20 protein-coding genes and 3 pseudogenes are annotated in these 26,514 nt (G+C 50.8%); 9 read left to right on the top strand and 14 right to left on the bottom strand.

Annotated features, from left to right (window positions below; genetic code table 11):
- Nucleotides 1–6: 6 nt before the first annotated feature.
- The gene (locus ESM_RS0104110) at nucleotides 7–987 is read left to right on the top strand and encodes a phage integrase (protein WP_000023387.1); all 981 of its coding nucleotides are present in this window, start codon (nucleotides 7–9) and stop codon (nucleotides 985–987) included.
- 185 nt (nucleotides 988–1,172) lie between these two features.
- On the opposite strand, the pseudogene cpxP reads toward ESM_RS0104110, so the two are convergent.
- Nucleotides 1,173–1,672 (bottom strand): annotated as a pseudogene (gene cpxP, locus ESM_RS01000000124030) (cell-envelope stress modulator CpxP).
- A gap of 149 nt (nucleotides 1,673–1,821) precedes the next feature.
- Between cpxP and cpxR the strand changes: the two are divergent.
- Together cpxR and cpxA are read left to right on the top strand one after the other, a co-directional pair.
- On the top strand, nucleotides 1,822–2,520 hold the full coding sequence (cpxR, locus tag ESM_RS0104100; RefSeq protein ID WP_001033718.1) for an envelope stress response regulator transcription factor CpxR: 699 nt from the start codon (nucleotides 1,822–1,824) through the stop codon (nucleotides 2,518–2,520).
- On the top strand, nucleotides 2,517–3,890 hold the full coding sequence (gene cpxA, locus ESM_RS0104095; RefSeq protein WP_000580428.1) for an envelope stress sensor histidine kinase CpxA: 1,374 nt from the start codon (nucleotides 2,517–2,519) through the stop codon (nucleotides 3,888–3,890). The genes cpxR and cpxA overlap by 4 nt, the downstream gene beginning before the upstream one ends.
- Nucleotides 3,891–4,003: 113 nt before the next feature.
- Here the strand turns inward: cpxA and yiiM are convergent, their stop codons facing one another.
- Nucleotides 4,004–4,678 (bottom strand): 6-hydroxyaminopurine reductase, encoded by a 675-nt coding sequence (gene yiiM, locus ESM_RS0104090; RefSeq protein WP_001270231.1) that lies wholly within the window; start codon nucleotides 4,676–4,678, stop codon nucleotides 4,004–4,006.
- 152 nt (nucleotides 4,679–4,830) lie between these two features.
- Here yiiM and ESM_RS0104085 point away from each other — a divergent pair, with 152 nt between their 5' ends.
- Complete coding sequence (locus ESM_RS0104085) at nucleotides 4,831–5,721, top strand: dihydrodipicolinate synthase family protein (protein WP_000139749.1); 891 nt, start codon at nucleotides 4,831–4,833, stop codon at nucleotides 5,719–5,721.
- 57 nt (nucleotides 5,722–5,778) lie between these two features.
- On the opposite strand, the gene kdgT is transcribed toward ESM_RS0104085, so the two are convergent.
- Nucleotides 5,779–6,762 carry a 2-keto-3-deoxygluconate transporter gene (gene kdgT / locus ESM_RS0104080; RefSeq protein ID WP_010376485.1) on the bottom strand — a complete coding sequence of 328 codons (984 nt, stop codon included), beginning with the start codon at nucleotides 6,760–6,762 and terminating at the stop codon, nucleotides 5,779–5,781.
- 259 nt (nucleotides 6,763–7,021) lie between these two features.
- Nucleotides 7,022–7,642, bottom strand: coding sequence for a superoxide dismutase [Mn] (gene sodA, locus ESM_RS0104075; RefSeq protein WP_010350891.1), 621 nt, complete (start codon nucleotides 7,640–7,642; stop codon nucleotides 7,022–7,024).
- Between the two features lie 284 nt (nucleotides 7,643–7,926).
- On the opposite strand from sodA, the gene rhaT reads away from it, so the two are divergent.
- Nucleotides 7,927–8,961, top strand: a complete 1,035-nt coding sequence (gene rhaT / locus ESM_RS0104070) for an L-rhamnose/proton symporter RhaT (protein ID WP_000063529.1) — start codon at nucleotides 7,927–7,929, stop codon at nucleotides 8,959–8,961.
- Here rhaT and rhaR read toward each other — a convergent pair.
- Both rhaR and rhaS read right to left on the bottom strand, forming a co-directional pair.
- Nucleotides 8,958–9,806, bottom strand: a complete 849-nt coding sequence (gene rhaR / locus ESM_RS0104065; protein ID WP_000233588.1) for an HTH-type transcriptional activator RhaR — start codon at nucleotides 9,804–9,806, stop codon at nucleotides 8,958–8,960. The two genes, rhaT and rhaR, sit on opposite strands and share 4 nt — an antisense overlap.
- Before the next feature lie 72 nt (nucleotides 9,807–9,878).
- Nucleotides 9,879–10,715 (bottom strand): HTH-type transcriptional activator RhaS, encoded by an 837-nt coding sequence (gene rhaS, locus ESM_RS0104060; RefSeq protein ID WP_000217387.1) that lies wholly within the window; start codon nucleotides 10,713–10,715, stop codon nucleotides 9,879–9,881.
- A gap of 287 nt (nucleotides 10,716–11,002) precedes the next feature.
- On the opposite strand from rhaS, the gene rhaB reads away from it, so the two are divergent.
- From rhaB to rhaM, 4 genes are all read left to right on the top strand, one after another.
- Nucleotides 11,003–12,472 (top strand): rhamnulokinase, encoded by a 1,470-nt coding sequence (rhaB, locus tag ESM_RS0104055; RefSeq protein WP_000144119.1) that lies wholly within the window; start codon nucleotides 11,003–11,005, stop codon nucleotides 12,470–12,472.
- Nucleotides 12,469–13,728 carry an L-rhamnose isomerase gene (gene rhaA / locus ESM_RS0104050; RefSeq protein WP_001517483.1) on the top strand — a complete coding sequence of 420 codons (1,260 nt, stop codon included), beginning with the start codon at nucleotides 12,469–12,471 and terminating at the stop codon, nucleotides 13,726–13,728. Before rhaB ends, rhaA begins: the two co-directional genes overlap by 4 nt.
- Before the next feature lie 163 nt (nucleotides 13,729–13,891).
- Nucleotides 13,892–14,716: a rhamnulose-1-phosphate aldolase gene (gene rhaD, locus ESM_RS0104045; RefSeq protein WP_001179738.1), complete on the top strand. Its 825-nt coding sequence runs from the start codon at nucleotides 13,892–13,894 to the stop codon at nucleotides 14,714–14,716.
- 9 nt (nucleotides 14,717–14,725) lie between these two features.
- Nucleotides 14,726–15,040, top strand: coding sequence for an L-rhamnose mutarotase (gene rhaM, locus ESM_RS0104040; protein WP_000619483.1), 315 nt, complete (start codon nucleotides 14,726–14,728; stop codon nucleotides 15,038–15,040).
- Between the two features lie 94 nt (nucleotides 15,041–15,134).
- Here the strand turns inward: rhaM and ESM_RS1000000129015 are convergent.
- The 8 genes and pseudogenes from ESM_RS1000000129015 to ESM_RS0104005 form a co-directional block, all read right to left on the bottom strand.
- Nucleotides 15,135–15,227, bottom strand: a pseudogene (locus tag ESM_RS1000000129015) (MipA/OmpV family protein); the annotation flags it as partial.
- Nucleotides 15,208–15,405, bottom strand: a pseudogene (locus tag ESM_RS01000000124015) (type II toxin-antitoxin system HicB family antitoxin); the annotation flags it as partial. The pseudogenes ESM_RS01000000124015 and ESM_RS1000000129015, both read right to left, overlap by 20 nt.
- A gap of 361 nt (nucleotides 15,406–15,766) precedes the next feature.
- Nucleotides 15,767–17,305: an aldehyde dehydrogenase AldB gene (aldB, locus tag ESM_RS0104030; RefSeq protein WP_001517481.1), complete on the bottom strand. Its 1,539-nt coding sequence runs from the start codon at nucleotides 17,303–17,305 to the stop codon at nucleotides 15,767–15,769.
- A 165-nt stretch (nucleotides 17,306–17,470) separates the two neighbouring features.
- On the bottom strand, nucleotides 17,471–18,622 hold the full coding sequence (gene yiaY, locus ESM_RS0104025; protein WP_000741511.1) for an L-threonine dehydrogenase: 1,152 nt from the start codon (nucleotides 18,620–18,622) through the stop codon (nucleotides 17,471–17,473).
- Nucleotides 18,623–18,810: 188 nt separating this feature from the next.
- Entirely contained in the window at nucleotides 18,811–20,655 is a 1,845-nt protein-coding gene (gene selB / locus ESM_RS0104020) for a selenocysteine-specific translation elongation factor (RefSeq protein WP_000582473.1), read from the bottom strand.
- On the bottom strand, nucleotides 20,652–22,043 hold the full coding sequence (gene selA, locus ESM_RS0104015; RefSeq protein ID WP_000206266.1) for an L-seryl-tRNA(Sec) selenium transferase: 1,392 nt from the start codon (nucleotides 22,041–22,043) through the stop codon (nucleotides 20,652–20,654). Before selA ends, selB begins: the two co-directional genes overlap by 4 nt.
- Before the next feature lie 97 nt (nucleotides 22,044–22,140).
- On the bottom strand, nucleotides 22,141–22,749 hold the full coding sequence (locus ESM_RS0104010; RefSeq protein WP_000766697.1) for a glutathione S-transferase: 609 nt from the start codon (nucleotides 22,747–22,749) through the stop codon (nucleotides 22,141–22,143).
- A 147-nt stretch (nucleotides 22,750–22,896) separates the two neighbouring features.
- The gene (locus tag ESM_RS0104005; RefSeq protein WP_001009466.1) at nucleotides 22,897–26,430 is read right to left on the bottom strand and encodes a S6 family peptidase; all 3,534 of its coding nucleotides are present in this window, start codon (nucleotides 26,428–26,430) and stop codon (nucleotides 22,897–22,899) included.
- Nucleotides 26,431–26,514: the final 84 nt, after the last annotated feature.

Here is a 26,514-nt window from a genome sequence, read left to right as displayed (position 1 = left end):
TTTCTTATGTCAATTAAGAAGCTCGATGATGGACGCTATGAAGTGGACATTAGACCTCGCGGTCGCGACGGAAAACGCATCCGCAGGAAATTTGAAAGAAAAGCTGAGGCTGTAGCATTTGAGCGATACACAATCGCCTACGCCAGCCAGAAAGAATGGGCAGGTCAGCGAACAGATCGCCGAACTTTGAGTGAGTTGCTGGACATCTGGTGGAAATATCACGGGCAAAACCACGAGCATGGAACAAAAGAGTTTAATCATCTGCTCAAAACCATCAGCGGCATAGGTGATATACCAGTGAGTCGGATGAGCAAAAGGGCTTTGATGGATTATCGTTCCATGCGACTACGTGATGGTATCAGTGCCGCAACGATAAACCGTGACATGTACCGATTATCCGGCATGTTCACAAAATTAATTCAATTGGATGAATTTTCGGGGCAACACCCAATTCACGGACTGCCGCCACTGGCGGAGGCCAACCCTGAAATGACGTTCCTGGAAAAAGCAGAAATCGAAAAACTGTTAAATGTTTTGGCTGGCGATGACTTACTTGTCGCGCTTTTATGTCTGAGCACCGGAGGAAGATGGACGGAAGTTGCCACGCTAAAACCAGCACAGATTACAAATTGCAGGGTTACCTTCCTGAAAACCAAAAACGGTAAAAAGCGAACCGTGCCGATTTCTGAGGAACTGGAGAAAAAAGTTAAAGAGGAGGCCAGCGCCAAATTATTCAAAGTTGATTATGAGAAGTTTTGCGGGATTTTACGCAGAGTGAAACCTGATATACCACCCAATCAGGCAACCCACATCCTGCGGCATACATTCGCAAGCCATTTCATGATGAATGGGGGCAATATAATTGCACTGCAACAGATTCTGGGACATGCGAGCATTCAGCAGACGATGGCCTATGCGCACCTTGCGCCTGACTACCTGCAAAATGCCGTCGCGCTGAATCCTCTAAAAGGCGGAGTGACGTTATAAATTTCCCTTCTGAGTGTCCACATAGTGTCCACACTCTCAGAACTTTGTAGCCCTTCCAGTCCCTTATAGGTTTTCTTAAGTTGCTGTTTTCTTACGGAAACCGATGTAAGTGATTGATAAAAAAAACCCCCACATCATGTGGGGGAAGACAGGGATGGTGTCTATGGCAAGGAAAACAGGGTTTACTACTGGGAACGTGAGTTGCTACTACTCAATAGCTTCAACGATGAACTTTTTTGCCATTGCGTCACGTCGCGCAACTGCTCCATTCGCTGTTGATGTTTCTCGTTTAAAACCGCTTGCTGCTCCGGCGTTAACAGGTGATACATTTGGTTGCGGACTTTAGCCATCTCAACCTGGCGAGCGATCTGCTCTTTCGCCATTTTTTCTGCCTGAGAGCGCACAGCGTTTTCATCAAAATTTTCTGCGGTGACAAGGCGATGCATTGTCTCCCTTCGCTAACATTAACAGGAGGCTGTTCGTGCCGGGCCTGTTGCATAAGATCTCGCATCTGCTGACGCTGATGTTCGGTTAAACTTATGCCGTCGAACATATGGCTCTGCGTACTGCGCTGCGCAAGTTCTTCGCCCGGATGCCAGTTATCGCCTGAACCGACTTCAGCAGCGTGGCTTAGTGAACTGACTGCCAGCGTTGAGGCCATGACGGCAACGGTAACTATGCGCATCATTTGCTCCCAAAATCTTTCTGTCGCGATTCAACGATAGAGAGTTTACGATTCAGGCTGCAAACATGCGTCAGGGGGTGTAAAACAACGTAAAGTCATGGATTAGCGACGTCTGATGACGTAATTTCTGCCTCGGAGGTAATTAAAGAATGAATAAAATCTTGTTAGTTGATGATGACCGAGAGCTAACGTCCCTGTTAAAGGAACTGCTCGAGATGGAAGGTTTCGACGTGATTGTTGCCCATGATGGAGAACAGGCGCTTGATCTTCTGGACGACAGCATTGATTTACTTTTGCTTGATGTGATGATGCCGAAGAAAAATGGTATCGATACATTGAAGGCACTTCGCCAGACACACCAGACGCCTGTCATTATGTTAACAGCGCGCGGCAGTGAACTTGATCGCGTTCTTGGCCTTGAGCTGGGCGCGGATGACTATCTCCCGAAACCGTTTAATGATCGTGAGCTGGTTGCACGTATTCGCGCGATCCTGCGCCGTTCGCACTGGAGCGAGCAACAGCAAAATAGCGACAACGGTTCACCGACGCTGGAAGTAGATGCGTTAGTGCTGAATCCAGGTCGTCAGGAAGCCAGCTTCGACGGACAAACGCTGGAGTTAACCGGTACTGAATTTACCCTGCTCTATTTGCTGGCGCAGCATCTGGGCCAGGTAGTTTCTCGTGAGCATTTAAGCCAGGAAGTGCTGGGCAAACGCCTGACGCCTTTCGACCGTGCTATCGATATGCACATCTCCAACCTGCGCCGTAAGCTGCCGGATCGCAAAGACGGGCATCCGTGGTTTAAAACGTTGCGTGGTCGCGGCTATCTGATGGTTTCTGCTTCATGATAGGCAGTTTAACCGCGCGCATCTTCGCCATCTTCTGGCTGACGCTGGCGCTGGTGTTGATGCTGGTTTTGATGTTACCCAAGCTCGATTCACGCCAGATGACCGAGCTTCTGGATAGCGAACAGCGTCAGGGGCTGATGATTGAGCAGCATGTCGAAGCGGAACTGGCGAACGATCCCCCCAACGATTTAATGTGGTGGCGTCGCCTGTTCCGTGCCATTGATAAATGGGCACCACCTGGTCAGCGTTTATTACTGGTAACCACCGAAGGCCGCGTGATCGGTGCTGAACGCAGCGAAATGCAGATCATTCGCAACTTTATTGGTCAGGCGGATAACGCCGATCACCCGCAGAAGAAAAAGTATGGTCGCGTGGAACTGGTCGGGCCGTTCTCTGTGCGCGACGGTGAAGATAATTACCAGCTCTATCTGATTCGCCCGGCCAGCAGTTCTCAATCCGATTTCATCAACTTACTGTTTGACCGCCCGCTATTACTGTTAATTGTCACCATGTTGGTCAGTACGCCGTTGCTGTTGTGGTTGGCCTGGAGTCTGGCAAAACCGGCGCGCAAGCTGAAAAACGCTGCCGATGAAGTCGCTCAGGGGAACTTACGTCAGCACCCGGAACTGGAAGCGGGGCCACAAGAATTTCTTGCCGCAGGTGCCAGTTTTAACCAGATGGTGACTGCGCTGGAACGCATGATGACCTCCCAGCAGCGCCTGCTTTCTGATATCTCTCACGAGCTGCGCACGCCGCTGACGCGTCTGCAACTGGGTACGGCGTTACTACGCCGTCGTAGTGGCGAAAGTAAGGAACTGGAGCGCATTGAAACCGAAGCACAACGTCTGGACAGCATGATCAACGACCTGTTGGTGATGTCACGTAATCAGCAGAAAAACGTGCTGGTAAGCGAGACCATCAAAGCCAACCAGTTGTGGAGCGAAGTGCTGGATAACGCAGCGTTCGAAGCGGAGCAGATGGGCAAGTCGTTTACCGTTAACTTCCCGCCAGGGCCGTGGCCGCTGTACGGCAACCCAAATGCCCTGGAAAGTGCGCTGGAAAACATTGTCCGTAATGCCCTGCGTTATTCCCATACGAAGATTGAAGTGGGCTTCGCGGTAGATAAAGACGGTATCACCATTACGGTGGATGACGATGGTCCTGGCGTTAGCCCGGAAGATCGCGAACAGATTTTCCGTCCGTTTTATCGCACCGATGAAGCGCGCGATCGTGAATCTGGCGGTACGGGTCTGGGGCTGGCGATTGTCGAAACCGCCATCCAGCAGCACCGTGGTTGGGTGAAAGCTGAAGACAGTCCGCTGGGCGGTTTACGGCTGGTAATTTGGCTGCCGCTGTATAAGCGGAGCTAAACACCGCGCAGGCAGCTTTTATAAGCCGGATAAGGCGTTTACGCCGCATCCGGCATTTGAGCGGATGCCTGATGCGACGCTGGTTGCGTCTTATCAGGCCTACTCTCCGCTTTTTATTTTCCCCACAAACGCCGCGAAAAATCTTCAATCTTGCCGCTAAGTCGGCGCTTCTGCATCGTCCGCGTCCAGCTTTTCGACAGCCCGGCAGCGGAGAGTAAACGGTGATACTGCTCATCATCAAACGGCATATGCCAAGCAATGGCTATTGCCTCCTGCACGGTGACATCACTGACGCGGGAAACCAACTCCAGCGGCGCATCTGCAGATATCAACCCCGGCGCAATCACGCTATATAACCAGCCAGTTTTTCCGGCATTTTGCATCAACTGCGCCATATCGCTGATGTCAAAATGATAATTGAGTTTAAAGCACGGTGACCGCGGTTGGGTAACCTGAATCAAAGCCTCGCCCCAGCGGAAAATATCGCCAATATAAACATTGCTTTCCGTCAGACCGTCGGTTGAGAGGTTTTCACCAAACGCAGGCGCAACAAACAAATCCGCCTGTTCCGGAAATTCCCGCGCCCAATAAAGATAATGTTCACGAGGATAGTGACACAGCGCTCTGTCTGGTCCGCCATGAATTTTCTTCTCTGCCTGCTCGTCACCTTCCAGCCCCAGCTCTGTCAACATCAACTCGCCATCGACCTGGATTTTCGCAATCGCACTTGGACGGCTTTCCGGATATTCCCGAACCTTGCCTGCGTATACATCAACTGGATATCGCATCTGTTCCCTCTCCACCGAGAAATTTCCCCATTAGACCATATTTATTTTACGTCAGGCGCGCAAAATGAGAGCACGGTTCACATGATGACGCCTTAGAAATGTTATCAATGAGATGAATTTGAAACGCCATTTCATTATAAGGAGTGTTCAACGTGACCGAGCAAACACAGTTTTCTGGCGTCTGGTGTCCTTCCATTACGCCAATGGATAAAGACGGTAATGTGGATCTTAACGGGCTGAAGCGACATCTGCAGCGATTAACGGAAGCCAACATTGATGTGATATTGCTGATGGGCAGCATTGGTGAATTTGCCTCTTTCACCCTCGAAGAGAGACTCATGCTTATCCGCGAGGCGCGTACCATGAGCACATTAAAAATGGTCGCTAACGTTTCTTCCACCTGCACTCACGATGTACTGGTGATGGCACAAGAAGCGTATCGCACAGGCTATGATGCAGTGATGATCCTGCCGCCTTACTACTACGGCCAGACGGCGAAGCAATTATTAAGCTATTTCCGCCATCTGGGTCGCGAGTTACGGGGAAAATGGTTCGCATATAACTTCCCGGCGCGGACCGGTTGTGATTTAACCCCAGACCTGGTCGCCACGCTGGCGAGTGAATTTCCTCACTTTGCCGGGATTAAAGACACTGTCGATTGCCAGTCACACACCCGCAGCATGATTCAGGCAACACAGTCTGTTCGTTCTGATTTTGCTGTACTTTCGGGCTATGACGAGTATTACATTCCTAATCTGCTAGCCGGTGGCGCGGGGATAATATCCGGCCTGAACAACGTTATGCCGGAACTGTTTGTCGAAGCCCGTGAAGCCTTCAAACGCGGCGACCTGGCGGCTTTACAAGAGATTCAGCAACAGATTGGCACTTATATGTCCATCTACGCCATTGGTGAGGATTTTGTCACTACTATCAAGACGGTGGTATCGCGTAAGTTTGGTTATTGCACTGGAGTATCACGCAATGCGGGTGGCGAGTTAAGCGAAAGTGAATGTCGAACAATTGACGAGGTCTTTGTCAGATAACGCAAGAAGCCGGATGACGACAAACCATCCGGCCCCTTGATTTAAATGGATGGGGGATTATTTCACCGCACCTAATATTTCGATCTTCGCCACTCTGGCTTTAACTTTACGCGACCAGACAGAAGTCAAAATCGGCACCAGAATCGAAGTCACAATCACCGACGTTGCCACCAGTGAGGTTGCTGCTGGAGCCATAGGTTTAAAGGCCGGGATCATTTCTGCAATCAGTACCGGCGTAGCCACCGCAGCACCGGCAGAACTGGAAGCCGCAATTCCGGCAGTACCATCGCCACCACCAATCAACTTATCAGCAATAATCAATGGAATACCGGTCACGACAATCACCGCCACACCCAGCAAGATCCCCAGCAAACCAGTCTGAGCAATCACGGTTAAATCAATGGTATTGCCCAATGCAAAGGCAAAGAACGGGATCAGCGTCTGGACTGCTTTGCTGAAAAATTCTCGCAACTCAGGGTCAAGATTCCCTAACGCAAAGCCTACGAGGAACGGTAATACCGCACCGACAAAAACATGCGGTTCGAACGAGGCAATTCCGGCGGTTCCCAGAATAATCATCGTCATGAGCGGCCCGGACTCCAGCGACATCAACACAAACGCTCCGGCCTCTTCTTTGGTGCCATACTGTTGCATGATCGAAGCGTAAAGCCCGCCGTTGGTCATATCCATTGCCGCCACCAGCGCCAGCGTTGAAAGTCCGGCAAAGAATCCGACTTCAACGCCATGTTCGGGAATAATGCGCGAGGCAATTGCCGCAACCACCCATGCAACAGCAATTTTGGTTACCACCAACGTGCCGGATTTACGCAACACCGTTCCCGTCGCGCTTAATTTGATCGACGCCCCCATGCAGAAAAACCACACCGCCAGAATCGGCACCGTGCCGGTAATCATCCCGTTAGTGAATGAGCCAAAGTATTTTCCCGCCCCTGGCGAGAAGGTGTGACACAGTGCGCCAAGGAACAACGGGATGAGCATCATCCCCCCTGGGATTTTCTCTATCGTGCGTTTTATCTGCATTTTCATCACCTATCGGCATATTTTTATAGGCTGATGCATACGTCCTTCACGGTGCATCAGTGTTGATGGAAACGAAGATAGACATTCAACAGAGCAATAAAAGTGATCAAAACCACACCAATTGAAACGTTGTTTTATTTTTATAGGATCATTGTTTTTATTTTGAAATTGATCACAAAAAAACCACCGCTATCTGCGATGGTTTGTTTTTTATGCTGGCAAATGGCGTTAACGCCTCATTGCAGCAGGCAATATGCGATTATTTTTTCGCGGCGAAACGTGCCGCTGCTTCGTCCCAGTTCACCACGTTCCAGAACTCTTTAATGTAGTCCGGACGGCGGTTCTGGAATTTCAGGTAGTAAGCGTGTTCCCACACATCCAGACCCAGAACAGGGAAGCCGGAAGCGCCAGAGATAGCTTCGCCCATCAGCGGGGAGTCCTGGTTAGCAGTAGAAACCACCGCCAGTTTATCGCCTTTCAGCACCAGCCATGCCCAGCCGGAACCAAAGCGGGAAGCTGCCGCTTTCTCAAATTCTGCTTTGAAGTTATCAACGGAACCGAAATCACGTTCGATAGCCGCTTTCAGATCGCCCTGCAGGGTGGTGCCTTTTTTCAGGCCTTTCCAGAACAGGCTGTGGTTAGCATGGCCGCCTGCGTTGTTGCGCAAAACGGTTTTCTTGTCTGCTGGCAGTTGATCCAGCTTAGTGATCAGCTCTTCAACCGGCAGGTTGGCAAATTCTGGCAGGCTTTCCAGCGCCGCGTTAGCGTTGTTGACGTAGGCCTGATGGTGTTTGGTGTGGTGGATTTCCATGGTCTGCTTATCGAAGTGCGGTTCCAGGGCATCGTAAGCATACGGCAGGGATGGCAGGGTGTAGCTCATATTCATCTCCAGTATTGTCGGGCGGCCGATTGTTAATGCCGCGTAAGCAGTTGGTTCATTATAGTTAATTAAATGATATTGAAAATGATTATCAATGCCGTACTTTTCGTAAGGATATGGTTTTGCAGGAAAATGCCAGAGATGTGAGCCAAATCACCCACTTAATGCCGTGATTGCCAGTAAATCGGCAACGGCGGCAACAGGCGAAAGGTTAATCGACAGCACGATTTTTACACTCATCTCGTCGGAGATGTGACGCGACGAAAAATGATGAGGATAAGAAAATGAGTAACGCGATTACGATGGGGATTTTTTGGCATTTGATCGGCGCGGCCAGTGCAGCCTGTTTTTACGCTCCGTTCAAAAAAGTAAAAAAATGGTCATGGGAAACCATGTGGTCAGTCGGTGGAATTGTCTCGTGGATTATTCTGCCGTGGGCTATCAGCGCCATGCTACCACCTGATTTCTGGGCATATTATAGCTCGTTCAGCCTCTCTACCTTGCTGCCGGTATTTTTGTTTGGCGCAATGTGGGGGATTGGTAATATCAACTACGGCCTGACCATGCGTTATCTCGGCATGTCGATGGGGATAGGTATCGCCATTGGCATTACGTTGATCGTCGGTACACTGATGACGCCAATTATCAACGGCAATTTCGATGTGTTAATTAATACCGACGGTGGGCGAATGACGTTGCTCGGCGTGCTGGTAGCGCTGATTGGCGTGGGAATTGTGACCCGCGCAGGGCAATTGAAAGAGCGCAAAATGGGCATTAAAGCCGAAGAGTTCAACCTGAAAAAAGGGCTGGTACTGGCGGTGATGTGCGGCATTTTCTCTGCAGGGATGTCCTTTGCGATGAACGCCGCAAAACCAATGCATGAAGCGGCTGCCGCGTTGGGTGTTGATCCATTGTATGTCGCTCTGCCAAGCTATGTTGTCATCATGGGCGGCGGCGCGATTATTAACCTCGGTTTCTGTTTTATTCGTCTGGCAAAAGTGAAAGATTTGTCGCTAAAAGCCGACTTCTCGCTGGCAAAACCGCTGATCATTCACAACATATTGCTCTCGGCGCTGGGCGGTTTGATGTGGTATCTGCAATTCTTTTTCTATGCCTGGGGTCACGCCCGCATTCCGGCGCAATATGACTACATCAGTTGGATGCTGCATATGAGTTTCTACGTTCTGTGCGGCGGTATCGTCGGTCTGGTTCTGAAAGAGTGGAACAATGCGGGTCGCCGTCCGGTAACGGTGTTGAGCCTCGGCTGTGTGGTGATTATTGTCGCCGCCAACATCGTTGGTATGGGCATGGCGAATTAATCTTTCTGGGAACAGAGATGACGCCACTGGCTGGGCGTCATCCCGGTTTCCCGGGTAAACACCACCGAAAAGTAGTTGCTGTCTTCAAAGCCACATTCTGTCGAGATATCACTGATTAACAGGCGGCTATGCTGGAGAAGATATTGCGCATGGCACACTCTGACCTGCCGCAGATATTGATTGATGGTCATGCCGGTCTGCTGGCGAAATTGCTGACGCAGGACGCGTTCACTGCACGATGCCTCATCACAAAATTTATCCAGCGCAAAGGGACTTTTCAGGCTGGCCGCCAGCCGGGTAATCAGCTTATCCAGCAACGTTTCGCTGGATGTTGGCGGCAACGAATCACTGGTGTAACGATGACGCTTCAAAAGCATCACCAACTGCCCAAACAGTAACTCCGCCATCTCGTTGGCGAACGGTGCATGCTGACTGCTTTCGTGCTCAAGCTGACCGATAACCTGCCGCGCCTGTGCCATGCCTACGCTACATAAACGCCAGTGTGATTGTCCTGCGCTGGCGTTAAATCCCGGAATCGCCCCCTGCCAGTCAAGACTAAGCGTCAGTCGCTCCGGACAATAAATAATGTTCTGCAACACCAGATCGTTAACGGAAGCGTAGGAGTGTTTATCATCAGCGTGAATATAAAAGAGATCGCCACGGGTAATGCGATAAGGGCGATCGTTGAGCACATGCAGACCATTACCGCGCCAGACGATCACCAGTTCACAAAAATCATGTGTATGTTCGGCAAAGACATCCTGCGGATAACGGTCAGCAACAGCGACCGCCTGCTGTTCGCTGGCAAAAAAATCTTTTTTGCGAAGGATTAACTGATGAACCACCGTGCCACCTCAGCCAGAAAACGCATTTGATTATTCATAATCTGGCGTGGAAATACGTTGAGAAGATTCGCGTTATTGCAGAAAACTATCCCGCCCCTGGCGAATATCACGCGGTGACCAGTTAAACTCACGGCGAAACAGCGTCGAAAAGTGGTTACTGTCGCTGAACCCGCAGCGATATGCGATTTCGGTCACGCTGGCCTCGCTATGACGTAACAGATGACGCGCCTTCACCAACCGTAAACGGTTAAGGTAACGCTGGGGAGTCAAACCGGTTTGCTGTTTTAGCTGACGATGCAAAGTGCGTAGTGACAGAGAAAACTTATCCGCCACCGTTTCCCAATTCACCTCGTCGGCAAAATGCTCCTCCAGCCAGGCCAGGAGCAAGTTCAGACGTGATTCACGACTTTCCATACTCTCCTGCAAACTGTTTTTACGCAGCAAGAGCAGTAATTGCATAAACAAAATCTCGCGACTGGCTTTCGAGGGTAAATCACTCGCCCTTTCATGCTGTTCCAGTTGCGAAACCAGTTGCCGCACCTGCTGCAATACGCTTTGGCTCACGCGCCAGTGAGACGGATATTGCCCGTCCAGCTCTTGCGGAAGAAGCTGATGCAGCCCGGCGAGAAACTGAAATCGATCCGGTGAGCGATACAGCACATTGGTCAAACACAGATTGTCCGTATGTTCGTATAAATGCCGATCATGATCGCGTACGAAGCAGATTGTGCCACCGGAGATGGTATAAGGCTGCCCATTGAAAATGTGGATACCCGTGCCATATTCAACAATCACAATCTCATGAAAATCATGGTGATGCTCAGGGAAATCAGCTTGCGGAAGCCGGGGTTCTATCGCCACGGACGCGTGACCAGACGGAAAAAAATCCACACTTTGTAATACGGTCATACTGGCCTCCTGATGTCATCAACATGGCGGAATAGTAATCAAGCGGTTTGGTTCTTACCTTAAATTTTTGACGGCAAAACTCGTAAAAAATGTCTATTTTTCAAGATACAGCGTGAATTTTCAGGAAATGCGGCAAACATCACACCACCACAATTCAGAAAATTGTGAACGCTATCACGTTCATCTTTCCCTGGTTGCCAGTGGTGTATTTTCCTGTCAGTAACAAGAAGGTAGCGAACTCGGGCGCTTTTTAGACTGGTCGTAATGAAATTCAGCAGGATCACATTATGACCTTTCGCAATTGTGTCGCCGTCGATCTCGGCGCATCCAGTGGGCGCGTGATGCTGGCGCGTTACTCCCGTGAATGTCGCAGCCTGACGCTTCGTGAAATCCACCGATTTAACAATGGACTGCATAACCGGAACGGCTATGTCACCTGGGATGTGGATAGCCTGGAGAGCGCCATTCGCCTTGGGCTAAACAAGGTTTGTGAGGAAGGGATTCGTATCGATAGCATCGGTATTGATACCTGGGGCGTGGACTATGTACTACTCGACCAACACGGTCAGCGCGTGGGTCTACCTGTTGCTTATCGAGATAGCCGCACCAGTGGTCTGATGGCGCTGGCACAACAGCAATATGGAAAGCGCGATATTTATCAGCGTAGCGGCATTCAGTTTTTGCCCTTCAATACGATCTATCAGCTACGTGCGCTGACAGAGCAACAACCCGAACTTATTCCACACATTGCTCACGCTCTGCTAATGCCGGATTACTTTAGTTATCGCCTGACCGGCAAGATGAACTGGGAGTACACAAACGCCACCACCACGCAACTGGTCAATATCAATAGCGATGACTGGGATGACTCCCTGCTGGCGTGGAGCGGTGCCAACAAAGCCTGGTTTGGCCGCCCGACGCATCCGGGCAATGTCATTGGTCACTGGATTTGTCCGCAGGGTAATGAAATTCCTGTGGTCGCCGTTGCCAGCCATGATACCGCCAGCGCGGTTATCGCTTCGCCGTTAAACGGATCACGCGCCGCTTACCTCTCCTCCGGAACCTGGTCATTGATGGGCTTCGAAAGCCAGACGCCATTCACCAATGATGCGGCGCTGGCAGCCAACATCACCAATGAAGGCGGTGCGGAAGGCCGCTATCGGGTGCTGAAAAATATTATGGGCTTATGGCTGCTTCAGCGGGTGCTTCAGGAGCGGCAAATCAACGATCTCCCGGCACTTATCGCTACGACACAGGCGCTTCCGGCCTGCCGCTTCATCATCAATCCCAATGACGATCGCTTTATTAATCCTGACGCGATGTGCAGCGAAATTCAGGCTGCGTGTCGGGAAACGGCGCAACCGATCCCAGAAAGTGATGCTGAACTGGCGCGCTGTATTTTCGACAGTCTGGCAGTGCTGTATGCCGATGTGCTGCATGAACTGGCACAGCTACGCGGTGAAGATTTCTCGCAACTGCATATTGTCGGCGGCGGCAGCCAGAACGCACTACTCAACCAGTTGTGCGCCGATGCCTGCGGTACTCGGGTGATCGCCGGGCCTGTAGAAGCTTCAACGCTCGGCAATATCGGCATCCAGTTAATGGCGCTGGATGAACTCAACAATGTGGATGATTTCCGTCAGGTGGTAAGCGCCACTGCGAATCTGACCACCTTTACCCCTAATCCTGACAGTGAAATTGCCCACTATGTGGCGCAGTTTCGCTCTACACGACAGACTAAGGAGCTTTGCGCATGACCACTCAACTGGAACAGGCCTGGGAACTGGCGAAACAGCGTTTCGCGGCGGTAGGGATTGATGTCGAGGAGGCACTGCGCCAACTTGATCGCTTACCCGTTTCAATGCACTGCTGGCAGGGCGATGATGTTTCTGGTTTTGAAAACCCGGAAGGTTCGCTGACTGGAGGGATTCAGGCCACCGGCAACTACCCGGGAAAAGCGCGCAATGCCGAAGAGCTGCGTGCCGATTTGGAACAGGCTATGCGGCTGATTCCGGGGCCGAAACGGCTTAATTTACATGCGATCTATCTGGAGTCAGACACGCCAGTCTCGCGTGACCAAATCAAACCTGAACACTTCAAAAACTGGGTTGAATGGGCGAAAGCTAATCAACTCGGTCTGGATTTTAACCCTTCCTGTTTCTCGCATCCGCTAAGCGCCGATGGCTTTACGCTCTCACATGCCGACGACCGCATTCGCCAGTTCTGGATTGATCATTGTAAGGCCAGCCGCCGCGTTTCGGCCTATTTTGGCGAACAACTCGGCACGCCATCAGTGATGAACATCTGGATCCCGGATGGCATGAAAGATATCACCATTGACCGCCTTGCCCCGCGCCAGCGTTTGCTGGCAGCACTGGATGAAGTAATCAGCGAAAAGCTGGATCCGGCGCACCATATCGACGCCGTAGAGAGCAAATTGTTTGGCATTGGCGCGGAGAGCTATACGGTTGGCTCTAATGAGTTTTATATGGGTTATGCCACCAGCCGCCAGACTGCGCTGTGCCTGGATGCCGGACACTTCCACCCGACTGAAGTCATTTCCGACAAGATTTCCGCCGCCATGTTGTATGTGCCGCAGTTGCTGCTGCACGTCAGCCGCCCGGTACGCTGGGACAGCGATCACGTCGTGCTGCTGGATGATGAAACCCAGGCGATCGCCAGCGAGATCGTCCGTCATGACCTGTTTGACCGGGTACATATCGGCCTCGACTTCTTTGATGCCTCCATCAACCGCATTGCCGCGTGGGTCATTGGTACACGCAATATGAAAAAAGCTCTGCTGCGTGCGTTGTTAGAACCGACAGCCGAACTGCGCAAGCTGGAAGCGGCAGGCGATTACACCGCGCGACTGGCGTTGCTGGAAGAGCAGAAATCGTTGCCGTGGCAGGCGGTATGGGAAATGTATTGCCAGCGTCATGATACGCCAGTGGGTAGCGAGTGGCTGGAAAGCGTGCGGGCTTATGAAAACACGATTTTGCGTCAACGCGGGTAAATACCGCTGAATGCGGCACAAGTGACTTATCCGATCTACAGGTCAGCAACAGTTATATGCCTGATAAGACGTATCAGGCATTGAGTGCCGGATGCGGCACAGGTGCCTTATCCGGCCTACAGGTCGTGCATCCGACAACACCGAATTTACAGGAACACAGAACATGCAAAACATTACCCAGTCCTGGTTTGTCCAGGGAATGATCAAAGCCACCACCGATGCCTGGCTGAAAGGTTGGGACGAGCGCAACGGCGGCAACCTGACGCTGCGCCTGGATGACGCCGATATCGCGCCTTATCACGACAATTTCCATCCACAACCGCGCTATATCCCGCTCAGTCAGCCAATGCCTTTACTGGCAAATACACCGTTTATCGTCACCGGTTCCGGCAAATTCTTCCGTAACGTCCAGCTCGATCCCGCTGCCAATTTAGGCGTCGTAAAAGTCGACAGCGACGGTGCGGGATACCACATTCTCTGGGGACTAACCAACGAAGCCGTTCCGACCTCCGAACTTCCGGCTCATTTCCTCTCCCACTGCGAACGCATTAAAACCACCAACGGTAAAGATCGGGTGATCATGCACTGCCATGCCACCAACCTCATCGCCCTCACCTATGTGCTGGAAAACGACACGGCGGTTTTCACCCGCCAACTGTGGGAAGGCAGCACCGAGTGCCTGGTGGTATTCCCGGATGGTGTCGGCATTCTGCCGTGGATGGTGCCAGGCACGGACGAAATCGGCCAGGCCACCGCGCAAGAAATGCAAAAACATTCACTGGTACTCTGGCCATTCCACGGCGTCTTCGGCAGCGGTCCGACGCTGGACGAAGCGTTTGGCCTGATCGATACCGCAGAAAAATCGGCGGAAGTGTTGGTAAAAGTGTATTCGATGGGCGGCATGAAACAGACCATCGGTCGTGAGGAGTTGATAGCCCTCGGCAAACGTTTCGGCGTTACGCCACTGGCTAGCGCGCTGGCGCTGTAAGGAGTAAACATGATCCGCAAAGCCTTTGTTATGCAGGTAAACCCCGACGCCCACGACGAGTATCAACGTCGGCATAACCCGATCTGGCCGGAACTGGAAGCGGTATTGAAATCTCACGGCGCGCATAACTACGCTATCTATCTCGATAAAGCGCGAAATTTGCTGTTTGCCAGCGTGGAAATTGAATCTGAAGAACGCTGGAATGCGGTTGCCAGCACTGACGTTTGCCAACGTTGGTGGAAATATATGACCGACGTTATGCCAGCTAATCCGAATAACAGCCCGATCAGTAGCGAGCTACAAGAAGTGTTTTATCTGCCGTAATCCATTGCGGTGCCGGATACCCCTCCGACACCGTAATTACAACTGATTAATATAGATTTTGCTAACGCAATTTATCCAACATCTCCCTGGTCAATTAAAAACGCCAGCTCACACCAGTGACAAACATAAAACTCTCATAACGATCGATCATTGGGCTGTCGGTAATCTCGTCCGGCAGCTTCTGCCAGAAACGCACTTCTGCTGGCGTAATCAGGATGATTGCGCACGTAGGTATCAATCTTGTTCAGTAACCCTTTCGGCATTGTAATATTGATTCGTTCAGCCCGACCTTCGAACTGATTCATATTGATATCTACCAGCAGCCATTGCCCGCCAATAAAGTCCTGCACCCGCTGAGCCAGATGTTTTGGTAGCAATCACGATAGCGCGATTTATATAGGCCGTCAGGTGGATAAAGTTGACTCAGGAATGTCGCTCGGAAGAAGAATAATGGTGTGCAGTAACTTGTTGAAAAGATGCGAGGATACTCGCAATTTAGTTCAATAAATATTCAGCTATTCAAGACGTAAACATTTGAACCGATAAGACGCGCAAGCGTCGCAGATAGTGATAACGTGCGCGTTGCTTATGCCGGATGCGGCGTGAACGCCTTATCCGGCCTACAAAATCATGCAAATTCAATATATTGCATGAGCCATGTAGGCATGATAAGACGCGCAAGCGTCGCATCAGGCAATGAATACCCGATGCAACCCGTTTTTCACATCAGAACAGCCCCAACGGTTTATCCGAGTAACTCACCAGCAGACACTTAGTTTGCTGATAATGCTCCAGCATCATCTTATGGGTTTCACGCCCAATACCCGACTGCTTGTAGCCGCCAAACGCCGCATGTGCCGGGTAAGCGTGATAACAGTTGGTCCACACCCGCCCAGCCTGAATGCCGCGCCCCATCTTATAGGCCAGATTGCCGTTACGACTCCAGACGCCTGCGCCCAGGCCATATGGCGTATCGTTGGCAATCTCCAGCGCCTCGTCCATCGTCTTAAATGTCGTCACCGCCAGCACCGGGCCAAAAATCTCTTCCTGGAAGACGCGCATATTATTCTGACCAAACAGGATCGTCGGTTCGAGGTAGTAGCCGTCTTTCAGTTCCCCTTCCAGTAGCTTACGCCGCCCGCCGGTAAGCACATCCGCACCCTCTTTTTTACCGATATCAATGTAATTGAGGATGGTTTCCAGTTGTCCGTGAGAAACCTGCGCGCCCATTTGCGTCACGCTGTCGAGCGGGTTACCGCTACGAATGCTTTCAACACGACGGATGGCGCGTTCCATAAAGCGTTCGTAGATAGACTCCTGCACTAAAGCACGACTCGGACAGGTACAGACTTCGCCCTGGTTGAAGGCGAACAGCGCAAAGCCCTCCAGCGCCTTGTCGAAGAAAGCATCTTCTTCATCCATGACATCAGCAAAGAATATATTTGGCGATTTACCGCCCAGCTCCAGCGTCACCGGAATAATGTTCTGGGTAGCGTACTGCATAATCTGCTGACCGACTTCCGTTGAGCCGGTAAATGCCACTTTAGCAATGCGTTTTGAGGTCGCCAGATATTCGCCAATTTCGCCACCAGCGCCGTTGACCACGTTGACTACGCCTGGCGGCAGTAAATCACCCACGATTTCCATCAGCAGCAGCACCGAAAGTGGAGTGAGTCGCGCCGGTTTCAGCACCACACAGTTGCCCGCCGCCAGCGCCGGAGCCATTTTCCAACTCGCCATCAACAGCGGGAAGTTCCACGGGATAATTTGCCCCACCACACCTAACGGTTCGTGGAAGTGATAAGCCACGGTTTCGCTATCCACTTCACTGATCCCGCCTTCCTGCGCCCGAATACACGAAGCGAAATAGCGGAAATGGTCAATTGCCAGCGGCACATCGGCAGCACTGGTTTCACGAATGGGCTTGCCGTTATCCCAGGTTTCTGCCGTCGCCAACAGTTCCAGATTTTGCTCCATCCGATCGGCAATCTTAAACAGAATCGCCGCGCGATCCTGCACCGAGGTATGCGCCCATTTATCTTTCGCTTTATGGGCTGCATCCAGCGCCAGATCAATATCGCGTTTGCCCGAAGACGCCACTTCGCACAGAAGCTGCCCGGTCACTGGCGTCAGGTTCTGGTAGTACTCGCCGTCGGCGGGCGCGACCCATTCGCCGCCGATAAAGTTGTCATAGCGGGTTTTTAACTTGAGTGGGAAACCATATTCGCCGGGCTTAATCTGTGCTGAAGGGGGATTGTTGGTCATGGTAGTCTCCTTGCTGTGTGAGGTATAACAAGGGTAGACATGGTTGGTGAAATCTTCGCCAGCCGGTGATAGCTTTACGACGGCAATCACAAATTTACGGGCTAGGATTACAGAGATAGTTGATAAAAAACGGCTGACAATTTGCCAGCCGTTACGGGAAGGTGATTACATCGCAGCGCGATAAATCGCCATAATTTCTTCGTGAGTTGCCTGAATCGGGTTAGTAAAACCGCAGGCGTCTTTCAGGGCATTGGTCGCCAGCACCGCAAAATCTTCCTCTTTTACGTTCAGGTCACGCAGACCCGCAGGGATATTCACTTTCTTCGCCAGTTCACGAATAGCGTTAATGCAGGCTTCTGCACCTTCCGCGTCGTTTTTACCCGTCACGTTCACGCCCATTGCCGCCGCGCAGTCACGCAGACGCGCACCGGCAACTTTGCTGTTGAACACCTGAACATGCGGCAGCAGAACGGCATTGCATACGCCGTGCGGCAGGTTGTAGAAACCGCCTAACTGGTGCGCCATCGCATGAACATACCCCAGAGAGGCATTGTTGAACGCCATACCCGCGAGGAACTGAGCGTAGGCCATTGCTTCACGCGCTTTAACGTTGCTGCCATCTTCTACTGCTACTGGCAGGTTTTCGGCAATCATGGTCACTGCTTTCAATGCGCAAGCGTCGGTGATCGGCGTTGCCGCAATAGAAACATACGCTTCGATGGCGTGCGTTAAGGCGTCCATCCCGGTAGCGGCAGTCAGTGATTTCGGCATACCGATCATCAGCGAGGAGTCATTGACAGAAAGCAGCGGAGTCACGTGTTTATCCACAATCGCCATTTTGATGTGACGCGCTTCGTCGGTGATGATGCAGAAACGGGTCATTTCAGACGCAGTGCCCGCAGTGGTATTGATGGCAATCATCGGCAACTGCGGTTTTGCAGAGCGATCAACGCCTTCGTAATCGCGAATATCACCACCGTTGGCTGCCACCAGCGCAATACCTTTTGCGCAGTCGTGCGGAGAACCACCACCTAAGGAAATCACGCTATCACAATTATTTTCTTTTAGTAATTTCAAACCTGCCGCGACGTTTTCCGTGGTTGGGTTCGGCTGGGTGCCATCATAAATAACGCTAAAAATATTGCGTTCTTCCAGTGCTTTTTGCACATCACCCGCCATGCCTAATTTCGTTAACATATTGTCAGTAACAATTAATGTACGGCGAAATCCATATTCTGCCATCATATTCATTGCATCATTCAATGAATCAGCACCGATGACATTCACTGAAGGAATAAAAAAGGTTGAAGCTGCCATAAAACACTCCTGGAAGAGTAAAAAGGGCTGGCAGATTACAAAGTATTTTCATTCGAAAATATGATCGACATTCCCGTTTATTAAAATATTTTTAATAAAAAGCACGTTATATTCATAATACAACGTGCTTCCTTAATATTAATAAGAATTTTGTATTAATTCATATTTATTATGAATTAATCATTTCCTTATTTTTCGGGAAATAATAATGCGTCACGTAATAAATGATCATTTCCACGGCGACGCGTAAAGCCAATCCGGTCAAAATATTCCAGAATTTGAATCGCCAGTTTTCGGCCAACGCCTAAGCGATCGCGGAAATCCGCCGCGCAGGTCGAGCCACACTCCTGATCGAGATCACGGATCATATTGGCAAACTCGACAATTCGATCATTGCGATAATAACGATCTTTGACGATCGCCGTAATTATCCCCTGCTGTGCCGCCTGGCGCAGCGTCAGGCGCATTGCCTGCTCGTCGGTTCCCGTCTCTTTTGCCAGGTCGCGTACCCACCACGGCTCGTCGCCAAACAGCGGTTCCACTTTTTGCCAGATAGCCTGCTGCTCTTCGCTAAATCCGGCTTTGTGATCCGGCAGATGCAGCCAGCCGTGATGGCTGTGGATCTCGCCGCTTTCGCGCATCTTTTCAATCAGCAACAGTACCAGGGCTTCATCTTCCATCGGCAACGCCATGCGCCGCAGACGTTCGCGTCCCGGCCCTGGTTCGTCGCGATGCTGTTCATGATAAGCCGCTAATGTGTCGAGAATTTTACGCTGCCAGCGAGCAGCAACCGGTGCATTCAGCAAGCTATAACCGGCCTGAATATAGCCCGGCTGTTGCAGCAATTCGCGCATCCCTTCGCCGTTGAGCTGACGCGCCCATGCAAAATCCGCGAGATTCACCGCACCGCGCTCCAGGTGAACAGCCAGCGCTTCGGCATCATTCTGCACCCGTGCCAGTGACGCCAGCCATTGCAGATATTCCGGCTTACGTTTACCGCGGCGCGGCGGGTTGAGCATCACCACGCGGGCACCCGCCAGCGTATTGCGGGCCGAGATATCGCGTAGCACTAAGCGATCGTTATCCGCCAACCACAGCGGCGTGTCGAACACCAGTTCGGCAAGGTTATCTTCCAACAGCGAAACACGCCCCGTAACGTGGCTGGCGGCGTGGTGAATATGCAGCGGCTGCCACTGGGTCAGCGGCGTATGGGTTTGAAGCTCGACAATCACCCGCGTGAACGGATCTGGCGGCACATCTGCCAGCAGCCAGTCGCCTCGATTAATCTGTTCTTTCTCCGCATCACCGGCGATATTAAGCGCAATACGCTGCCCGGCATGGGCGGTTTCTGTTGGTTGATTTTGCGCATGGAGAGCACGCACGCGCATCGGTTTATTTACCCCCGTCAACCATAATGAATCGCCAACATTCACTTCCCCACTTAACGCCGTACCCGTCACCACCAGCCCGGCACCTTTTACGGTAAAAGCACGGTCGATAGCGAGACGGAAACTGTGCTGACTGGCGTGTTCACGTTCCGGCAACTGAAGCAGATGTTCGCGCAGAGCATCAATTCCCCTTCCTTCAGTCGCTGCGGTGACAAACAGTTTTGCCTCAGCAAAACCGTATTCCCGCAGCACCTCCTTTACCTGGCGTTCAACCTCATCAACGCGCGCTTCGTCCACGCGATCGGCTTTGGTCAGCGCGACCGTCAGCATCGGGTTACCGGTAAGCTGCAAAATCGCCAGATGCTCACGGGTCTGTGCCATCACGCCGTCATCGCACGCCACCACTAACAGCGCATGATCGATACCACCAACGCCCGCCAGCATGTTGGAAAGAAACTTTTCATGGCCGGGAACATCAATAAATCCAGGAACGCGTCCATCCGGCTGCGGCCAGTAGGCATAGCCGAGATCGATGGTCATGCCACGCTTTTTTTCTTCCGGCAGACGGTCGGCATTTACGCCAGTAATCGCCTGTAATAATGTCGTTTTGCCGTGGTCAACGTGTCCGGCAGTCGCAATAATCATTTCAACAACATCTCCAAAAACCGTTGCTCATCTTCAAGGCAGCGTAAATCCAGCCACAGACGCCCGTCGTAAATGCGGCCAATCACTGGCACCGGCAATTCACGCCAGCGGGCGGCTAATGCCTCAAGGTGGCTACCGCGTCCATCATGAGGTGTAAACGTTAATGCCGCGCTCGGCAGGCGATCAACAGGCAGCGAACCACTGCCGATCTGCGACAAGCATGGCATAACTTGTACCGCAAACTCCGCGCCGTAATGTGCGGCAAGGGGAGCCTGTAAACGTTGCGCCTGGATTTGAATGACCTCTGCGCTGCGGGTAAGCAGACGCAGGGTCGGTAATTTTTCTGTCAGAGCCTCAGGGTGTAAATAAAGACGCAGCGTGGCTTCCAGCGCCGCGAGGGTCATTTTATCTGCGCGTAATGCACGCTTCAGCGGGTGACTTTGCAGCCGGGCGATCATCTCTTTTTTACCGACGATAATCCCTGCCTGTGGCCCGCCTAACAGCTTGTCGCCGGAGAAGCTCACGAGGCTGACGCCCGCGGCAATCAACTCCTGCGGCATCGGCTCTTTCGGCAAACCGTACTGGCTAAGATCGACCAGCGAACCGCTGCCTAAATCAGTCACTACTGGAACATCCAGCTCTCTGCCGAGCACCACCAACTCCGCTTCGTCTACCGCTTTGGTGAACCCCTGAATGCTGTAGTTACTGGTATGCACCTTCATCAACAGCGCGGTATTTTCATTCACCGCCTGACGATAATCATTAGCGTGGGTACGGTTGGTGGTTCCTACTTCATGCAGGGTACAGCCTGCCTGACGCATTACGTCAGGGATACGAAACGAGCCACCAATCTCCACCAGTTCACCGCGAGAAACCACCACCTCTTTGCCGCTGGCAGTTGCTGCCAGCATTAACAGCACCGCCGCCGCATTGTTATTGACGATGCAGGCATCTTCCGCGCCAGTAAGGCGGCACAACAACTGTGCCAGCGCGCGATCGCGATGCCCACGTCCGGCGTCATCCAGATCATATTCCAGCGTCACCGGTGAACGCATAACTTGCGCAACAGCTTCCACCGCCGCTTCCGCCTGCAATGCCCGACCAAGATTAGTATGCAGCACCGTTCCCGTCAGGTTGATCACCGGACGCAGCGCGCTCTGCGCCTCTTTCGCCAGTCGGGCATTGACTTCTTGCGCCCAGTTCTCACACCACGCGGGTAGCGTCTGACTGTCGCGAATTACTTCTCGCGCTTCGTCAAGCATCTGACGCAGCAACTCCACCACGCGAGTGTGGCCATAAGTATCACGTAAAGAAAGGAAGGAACTATCACGCAATAAGCGATCAATAGCGGGAAGCTGACTATAGAGGGAACGCGTTTCGGTTGTCATAGGAAACCAGGCTCATCAAGGCCCTCTCACACGGAGAAGGGCGTTTAACATAACCGCAGATTGTAACGTGAGAAGTGTCTGGAGGACATATCGCGCATCAAGCCTTTGGCGGTTCGGTGCGAGCGAAGCTTTCGCGGCTAAAGAGATTCTCGACCAGTTTGACTAAGTGTGGGCGGTCCACACACCAGCCCGGCGCAACGCGGCGGAAATTGAGATACCCGACGGCACAGGCAATAGCGATAGTCGCCAGATTTACCGTATCGGTTTTGAGCGTGCCATCGACCAGATATCCTTCCAGCACATCCAGACTGCGGTTGATTTTCTCCCGCTGGCGTAACAGCTCATCTTCAGACTGCTGCGCCGCCGGGCGCGCCTGCTCACGCACCGAAGCCAGCCCGGCATCCATAATGCCATCTGCCAACGCCTCAATCTTACGCACTCGCAACGACTCTAGCGGATCGCGCGGCAGCATCACCGGAGCAACGTTCATTAATTCGATATATTCGGCAATGATTGGCGAATCAAACCAGCATTCGCCCTCTTCGGTCACCAGCACCGGCACTTTCCCTAACGGGTTAAATTTCGCCACGCCGTTGTCTACGTTATAGGGCAGTTCATTGATAAATTCGAAAGTAATGCCCTTTTCTAACAACAGAATAGAAAGTTTGCGTACAAACGGGCTGGTGTAGCTACCGATGAGTTTCATTATGTTTCCTTTTTGTTAACAAAATATGAGTATGACCCAGGGTTAAAAAAAAGGGCAGATGTTATTGATATGAGCGTGATGACAAACACAAGATGGCCCGATACGTACACATACCGGGCCTTGTAAATGAAACGATCTTTTTAAATATCAGAATGAATAGCGGATATTCGCATTGATAGCATTATCGACGTTGTACTTACCAAATGCTGATTTCTCAACGGTCAGGCCGATACGGGTATTGTCTTTAATGCGTGTATCAATCCCAATGTTGGCTAACATACGACCATCTTTACCGTTGTACACGGTGGACTCACCAGCAAAATCACGGTAAGTAGTGGTGCCAGAATTCCGCAGGTCAAACTGATAACTTAAACCTGCCTTCGCTGTAACCTGCCAGTCGTGACCATCCAGCGTTTTTCCGAATTCCACACCAGTACGGCCAATCAGGGGGTTTGCCGTTTTACGCTTCATGCTGATATCCATACCGTTGTATTGCCAGTTAAAGGTATTGCCTGACAACGTGCCGTAGACCAGTTCAACCTGCGGTTCAATAAAGACATCAGGCTTCCACTGATAGCGCCAGCCGGTTTCTGCGCCTAAATACCATGAGTGAGCAGTATCGTCTGCCTTTAATCCCATCGTTTGCAGCAAATAGTCGTTGCTGTGATGGACATATTTACCGATTACGTCAACATACACGCCTGAATCAAACAATGTCGATGCGTACAGTCCACCACCTACGGAACGGGTTTTCCCCTGATAACTTTCCGCGCTGGCTTTACTATCGGTAAAGGTCATCATGACGCCTGTAAAGAGGTCTCCCCCCTCAAAATGATGCTTTCTGTCGGCACCAACCTGCAGATGAACATGGCTATCGGATAAGCCACCATGACCTGAGCCAGAAGAGTTCATTAATCGTGCCCATGCGCCTGTTTCACCTTTTGTATCGCGCAGGTCACCCATACGACGGTTAAGGTTATTAACCTCAGTCAGAAAGTTTTTAACGCCAGTGTTCGTTAAACGCTGCCCCTCGTTAAGAGCAGAACTATCACTCTGAACATCGAATCCTTTCAGACGCCACTGTGTGGTGCCATCGACATTAACCACCTCAATCTTTGGCGTCATTGAGTGAAAGCCAACCTGTTGAGTCACCGTTTTAAACGCCGAGGTATTATTGACCCCACGTTTTGCTGTAATCAGTGGAATATTATTGAATGACATTTCACTAAGCGGCCGGGTCGGTGTAACGTACAGAGTGTTGTTATCTGCAGTTAATTTATCTACAACAGTAATATTGCTACTTGTTTTACCATCCGTAGACACCGTAAGCTGGCTGTTTGAAATGGTTGTTTTGCCAAGCCATGATTCTCCTCTCAATGCCCACGACGTATTATTCATACTGACATTCGCTTCCGGTGCGTAGATATTACCAGTATAAGAAATACCAGTAGCCGAACTTTGTTTTGTGCCCGATCCAAAGTTGATGTTGAGATCAGACCATGCATTAATATCGCCAATGATGTTGGTGCCATAACCAATATTCAGCGTGGATCTACCTCTGAGATAAACGTTCCCTATAAAGCTGCTTTGATCTTCTGATGTGGTCGCAATTGATTGACCTTCCACAGGTGTTGTTTTTACGCCATTACCATCATTGGTATCTATATAAAGGTCTTCACTGCCCAAAGTAACAGTGGAGTTATTGGCATTGATTGTCGTGGTCAATTCAGCATTGCGAGCAAGGTAAAATGCAGCATTGTTGAGATCCAGCGACTTCAGATTAAATTGCCGTGTTTGCCAGTCGCTTTGTGTGAAAGAAACTGGTTGTGTGAGCACGGAATCATCGCCCAGCGCCTTTAATTTGTTGGCGACTGTCTGAGTGCTCACAGCATGGATAACCGGATGCCCCTGAAAAAAGAGACGTCCGCCCTGCTGCGTCATGCTGCCTGTCGGTGTCTTAATACCGCCATCAACCACGAAGGTATTATTCACATTAGATGTTGCGTTATTTTTAACATTTACATTGCCAGTGAAATATCCGTGGAACATCGTCGTTACCGGCGTCGTGGTATTCGTCGAATTAAAATCCAGATTAACAGTGGAAAGCGAGCCGCTATTGGTTAATACCGCCCCTTCATCTGCTGCATTTAGAGCATGAAAGGTTAAATCATTACCGTTAATATCGAGTTTACCGCCACGATACCCCCATTTGATATTATCCGGGTTCATCTGATGGCTGTCGCTCAATACCAGAGTAGGCCGGCCACTGACTATGCTGGCGGACTGGAATGCCTGAATCTGCCCATCACTATCAGGCCGTTGGGCCAGTATTACTGTGCCATCCCCCACACTGAGCGAGCCCTGATTAATGCCAGTACCTGAAATGTTCAACGTCCCGGTACCTAACTTATGTAAACTATCACCCGCAACACCGTTAACTTGCCAGTCCACGGTATGATCGTCATTGACAATAATGCCGCCCCCTATCCAAGTCTGATTAGACTCCGGTTTTACTGTGTAATCACCGTTAAATGTGAGCGTGCCAGCCCCCTGATTAACCGTATCTTTCAACATCACTGTGCCGGTGTTTTCGAAGGACAAATCCTTTCCATGATTAAATGAAACTGCACTACTTCCAGTGTCACGACCATGCATCTCCCAGGTATCCGCTCCTTGGGTCAGCTTACCGGTCCCCGTGGAAATATCGTAAGTCCAGTTAATATTTTCGGTTGTACTCATTGGCGTTACTGGCGCGTCAGTATCAGCCTCAATATTGGCATTCACTTCATTCACCGGAATAACGGTAAACCAGTTAGTTTTTCCTGCATTACCCGCATAGGAATTGAGTACTGCAACCAACACCCATTTATTACGTTGCGTATCCCAGGCAAAAAGGGGAGAGCCACTATCGCCGGGTGTGCCATAAGAGGCCATAGGACCATTAGCTACGGCATAGGTATTGCCCGGATTGCTCACAATGCTCCAGTCCGATATTGCAGGTACTCCAACAGTTCCACCCGTTTTATATGTATATCCGCCAGCGATTGACGTTAACTTCCCAGTTATACCCTTAACATATTGCGTGCCTGTACCGACCCGGTAAAACACCGGAAAACGCTCTTGATTCTTATAGGTTCCTGTAGCAGTACCCGCATCAGTCACTTCTGAAGGTGCAACCTCGGTAACAATTTTATTCAGACGTGGTGTATGGAAGTCTCGTGCACCGTTATTGCGATCGACAAGAATATAATTATTATCGTCGTTATAGCCAAACTTAACACTTTTGTACCCACCGTTATGTTTTACGCTGACAATATATTGTGGCGCAACTAAGGTTGCTACTGAAAGTCCCCTATCAACAGAACTAAAATCTATCATTGGTGCCTGACTGAGGGTTGAATATAAGTTTCCTTGTTTATCATATAAAGGAATATTCAGTGCGCCAGTAGAAAAGGCTCCTTTATTCTCTGCAAAATCACGGTACGTTTGATATGGTATGTCCATCCCGACAACCGAAGCGTGAACTAACGGAGAGTAGAGTTGAGCGGCTAAAATGTTAATCAGAATAATTACAGATTTTGATACTTTACTGTGGGTTGATTTTTTTATTCCTCCTGAGATTTCAGATGCAACAACCAACTCTCTTTTTTTATTAAATTTAAGTGAATAGATAAAATTCATTTATAATATCACTCTGGTTACATAATGATTGCGACGGTATATTTACACTAAAGTTTTAGGTATATACCAATTACTGAAAGTGAC

It is taken from the genome of Escherichia sp. TW09308 (assembly GCF_000208565.1).
Classification (GTDB): domain Bacteria; phylum Pseudomonadota; class Gammaproteobacteria; order Enterobacterales; family Enterobacteriaceae; genus Escherichia; species Escherichia marmotae.
Note: the sequence above shows the minus strand (reverse complement) of the source record. Positions and strands in the feature narration are given on the sequence as shown.

Coding starts and splice junctions, on each gene's coding strand:
- ESM_RS0104110 (WP_000023387.1), top strand. CDS start 7: ATGTCAATTAAGAAGCTCGATGATGGACGCTATGAAGTGGACATTAGA.
- cpxR (WP_001033718.1), top strand. CDS start 1,822: ATGAATAAAATCTTGTTAGTTGATGATGACCGAGAGCTAACGTCCCTG.
- cpxA (WP_000580428.1), top strand. CDS start 2,517: ATGATAGGCAGTTTAACCGCGCGCATCTTCGCCATCTTCTGGCTGACG.
- yiiM (WP_001270231.1), bottom strand. CDS start 4,678: ATGCGATATCCAGTTGATGTATACGCAGGCAAGGTTCGGGAATATCCG.
- kdgT (WP_010376485.1), bottom strand. CDS start 6,762: ATGCAGATAAAACGCACGATAGAGAAAATCCCAGGGGGGATGATGCTC.
- sodA (WP_010350891.1), bottom strand. CDS start 7,642: ATGAGCTACACCCTGCCATCCCTGCCGTATGCTTACGATGCCCTGGAA.
- rhaT (WP_000063529.1), top strand. CDS start 7,927: ATGAGTAACGCGATTACGATGGGGATTTTTTGGCATTTGATCGGCGCG.
- rhaS (WP_000217387.1), bottom strand. CDS start 10,715: ATGACCGTATTACAAAGTGTGGATTTTTTTCCGTCTGGTCACGCGTCC.
- rhaB (WP_000144119.1), top strand. CDS start 11,003: ATGACCTTTCGCAATTGTGTCGCCGTCGATCTCGGCGCATCCAGTGGG.
- rhaA (WP_001517483.1), top strand. CDS start 12,469: ATGACCACTCAACTGGAACAGGCCTGGGAACTGGCGAAACAGCGTTTC.
- rhaD (WP_001179738.1), top strand. CDS start 13,892: ATGCAAAACATTACCCAGTCCTGGTTTGTCCAGGGAATGATCAAAGCC.
- rhaM (WP_000619483.1), top strand. CDS start 14,726: ATGATCCGCAAAGCCTTTGTTATGCAGGTAAACCCCGACGCCCACGAC.
- aldB (WP_001517481.1), bottom strand. CDS start 17,305: ATGACCAACAATCCCCCTTCAGCACAGATTAAGCCCGGCGAATATGGT.
- yiaY (WP_000741511.1), bottom strand. CDS start 18,622: ATGGCAGCTTCAACCTTTTTTATTCCTTCAGTGAATGTCATCGGTGCT.
- selB (WP_000582473.1), bottom strand. CDS start 20,655: ATGATTATTGCGACTGCCGGACACGTTGACCACGGCAAAACGACATTA.
- selA (WP_000206266.1), bottom strand. CDS start 22,043: ATGACAACCGAAACGCGTTCCCTCTATAGTCAGCTTCCCGCTATTGAT.
- ESM_RS0104010 (WP_000766697.1), bottom strand. CDS start 22,749: ATGAAACTCATCGGTAGCTACACCAGCCCGTTTGTACGCAAACTTTCT.
- ESM_RS0104005 (WP_001009466.1), bottom strand. CDS start 26,430: ATGAATTTTATCTATTCACTTAAATTTAATAAAAAAAGAGAGTTGGTT.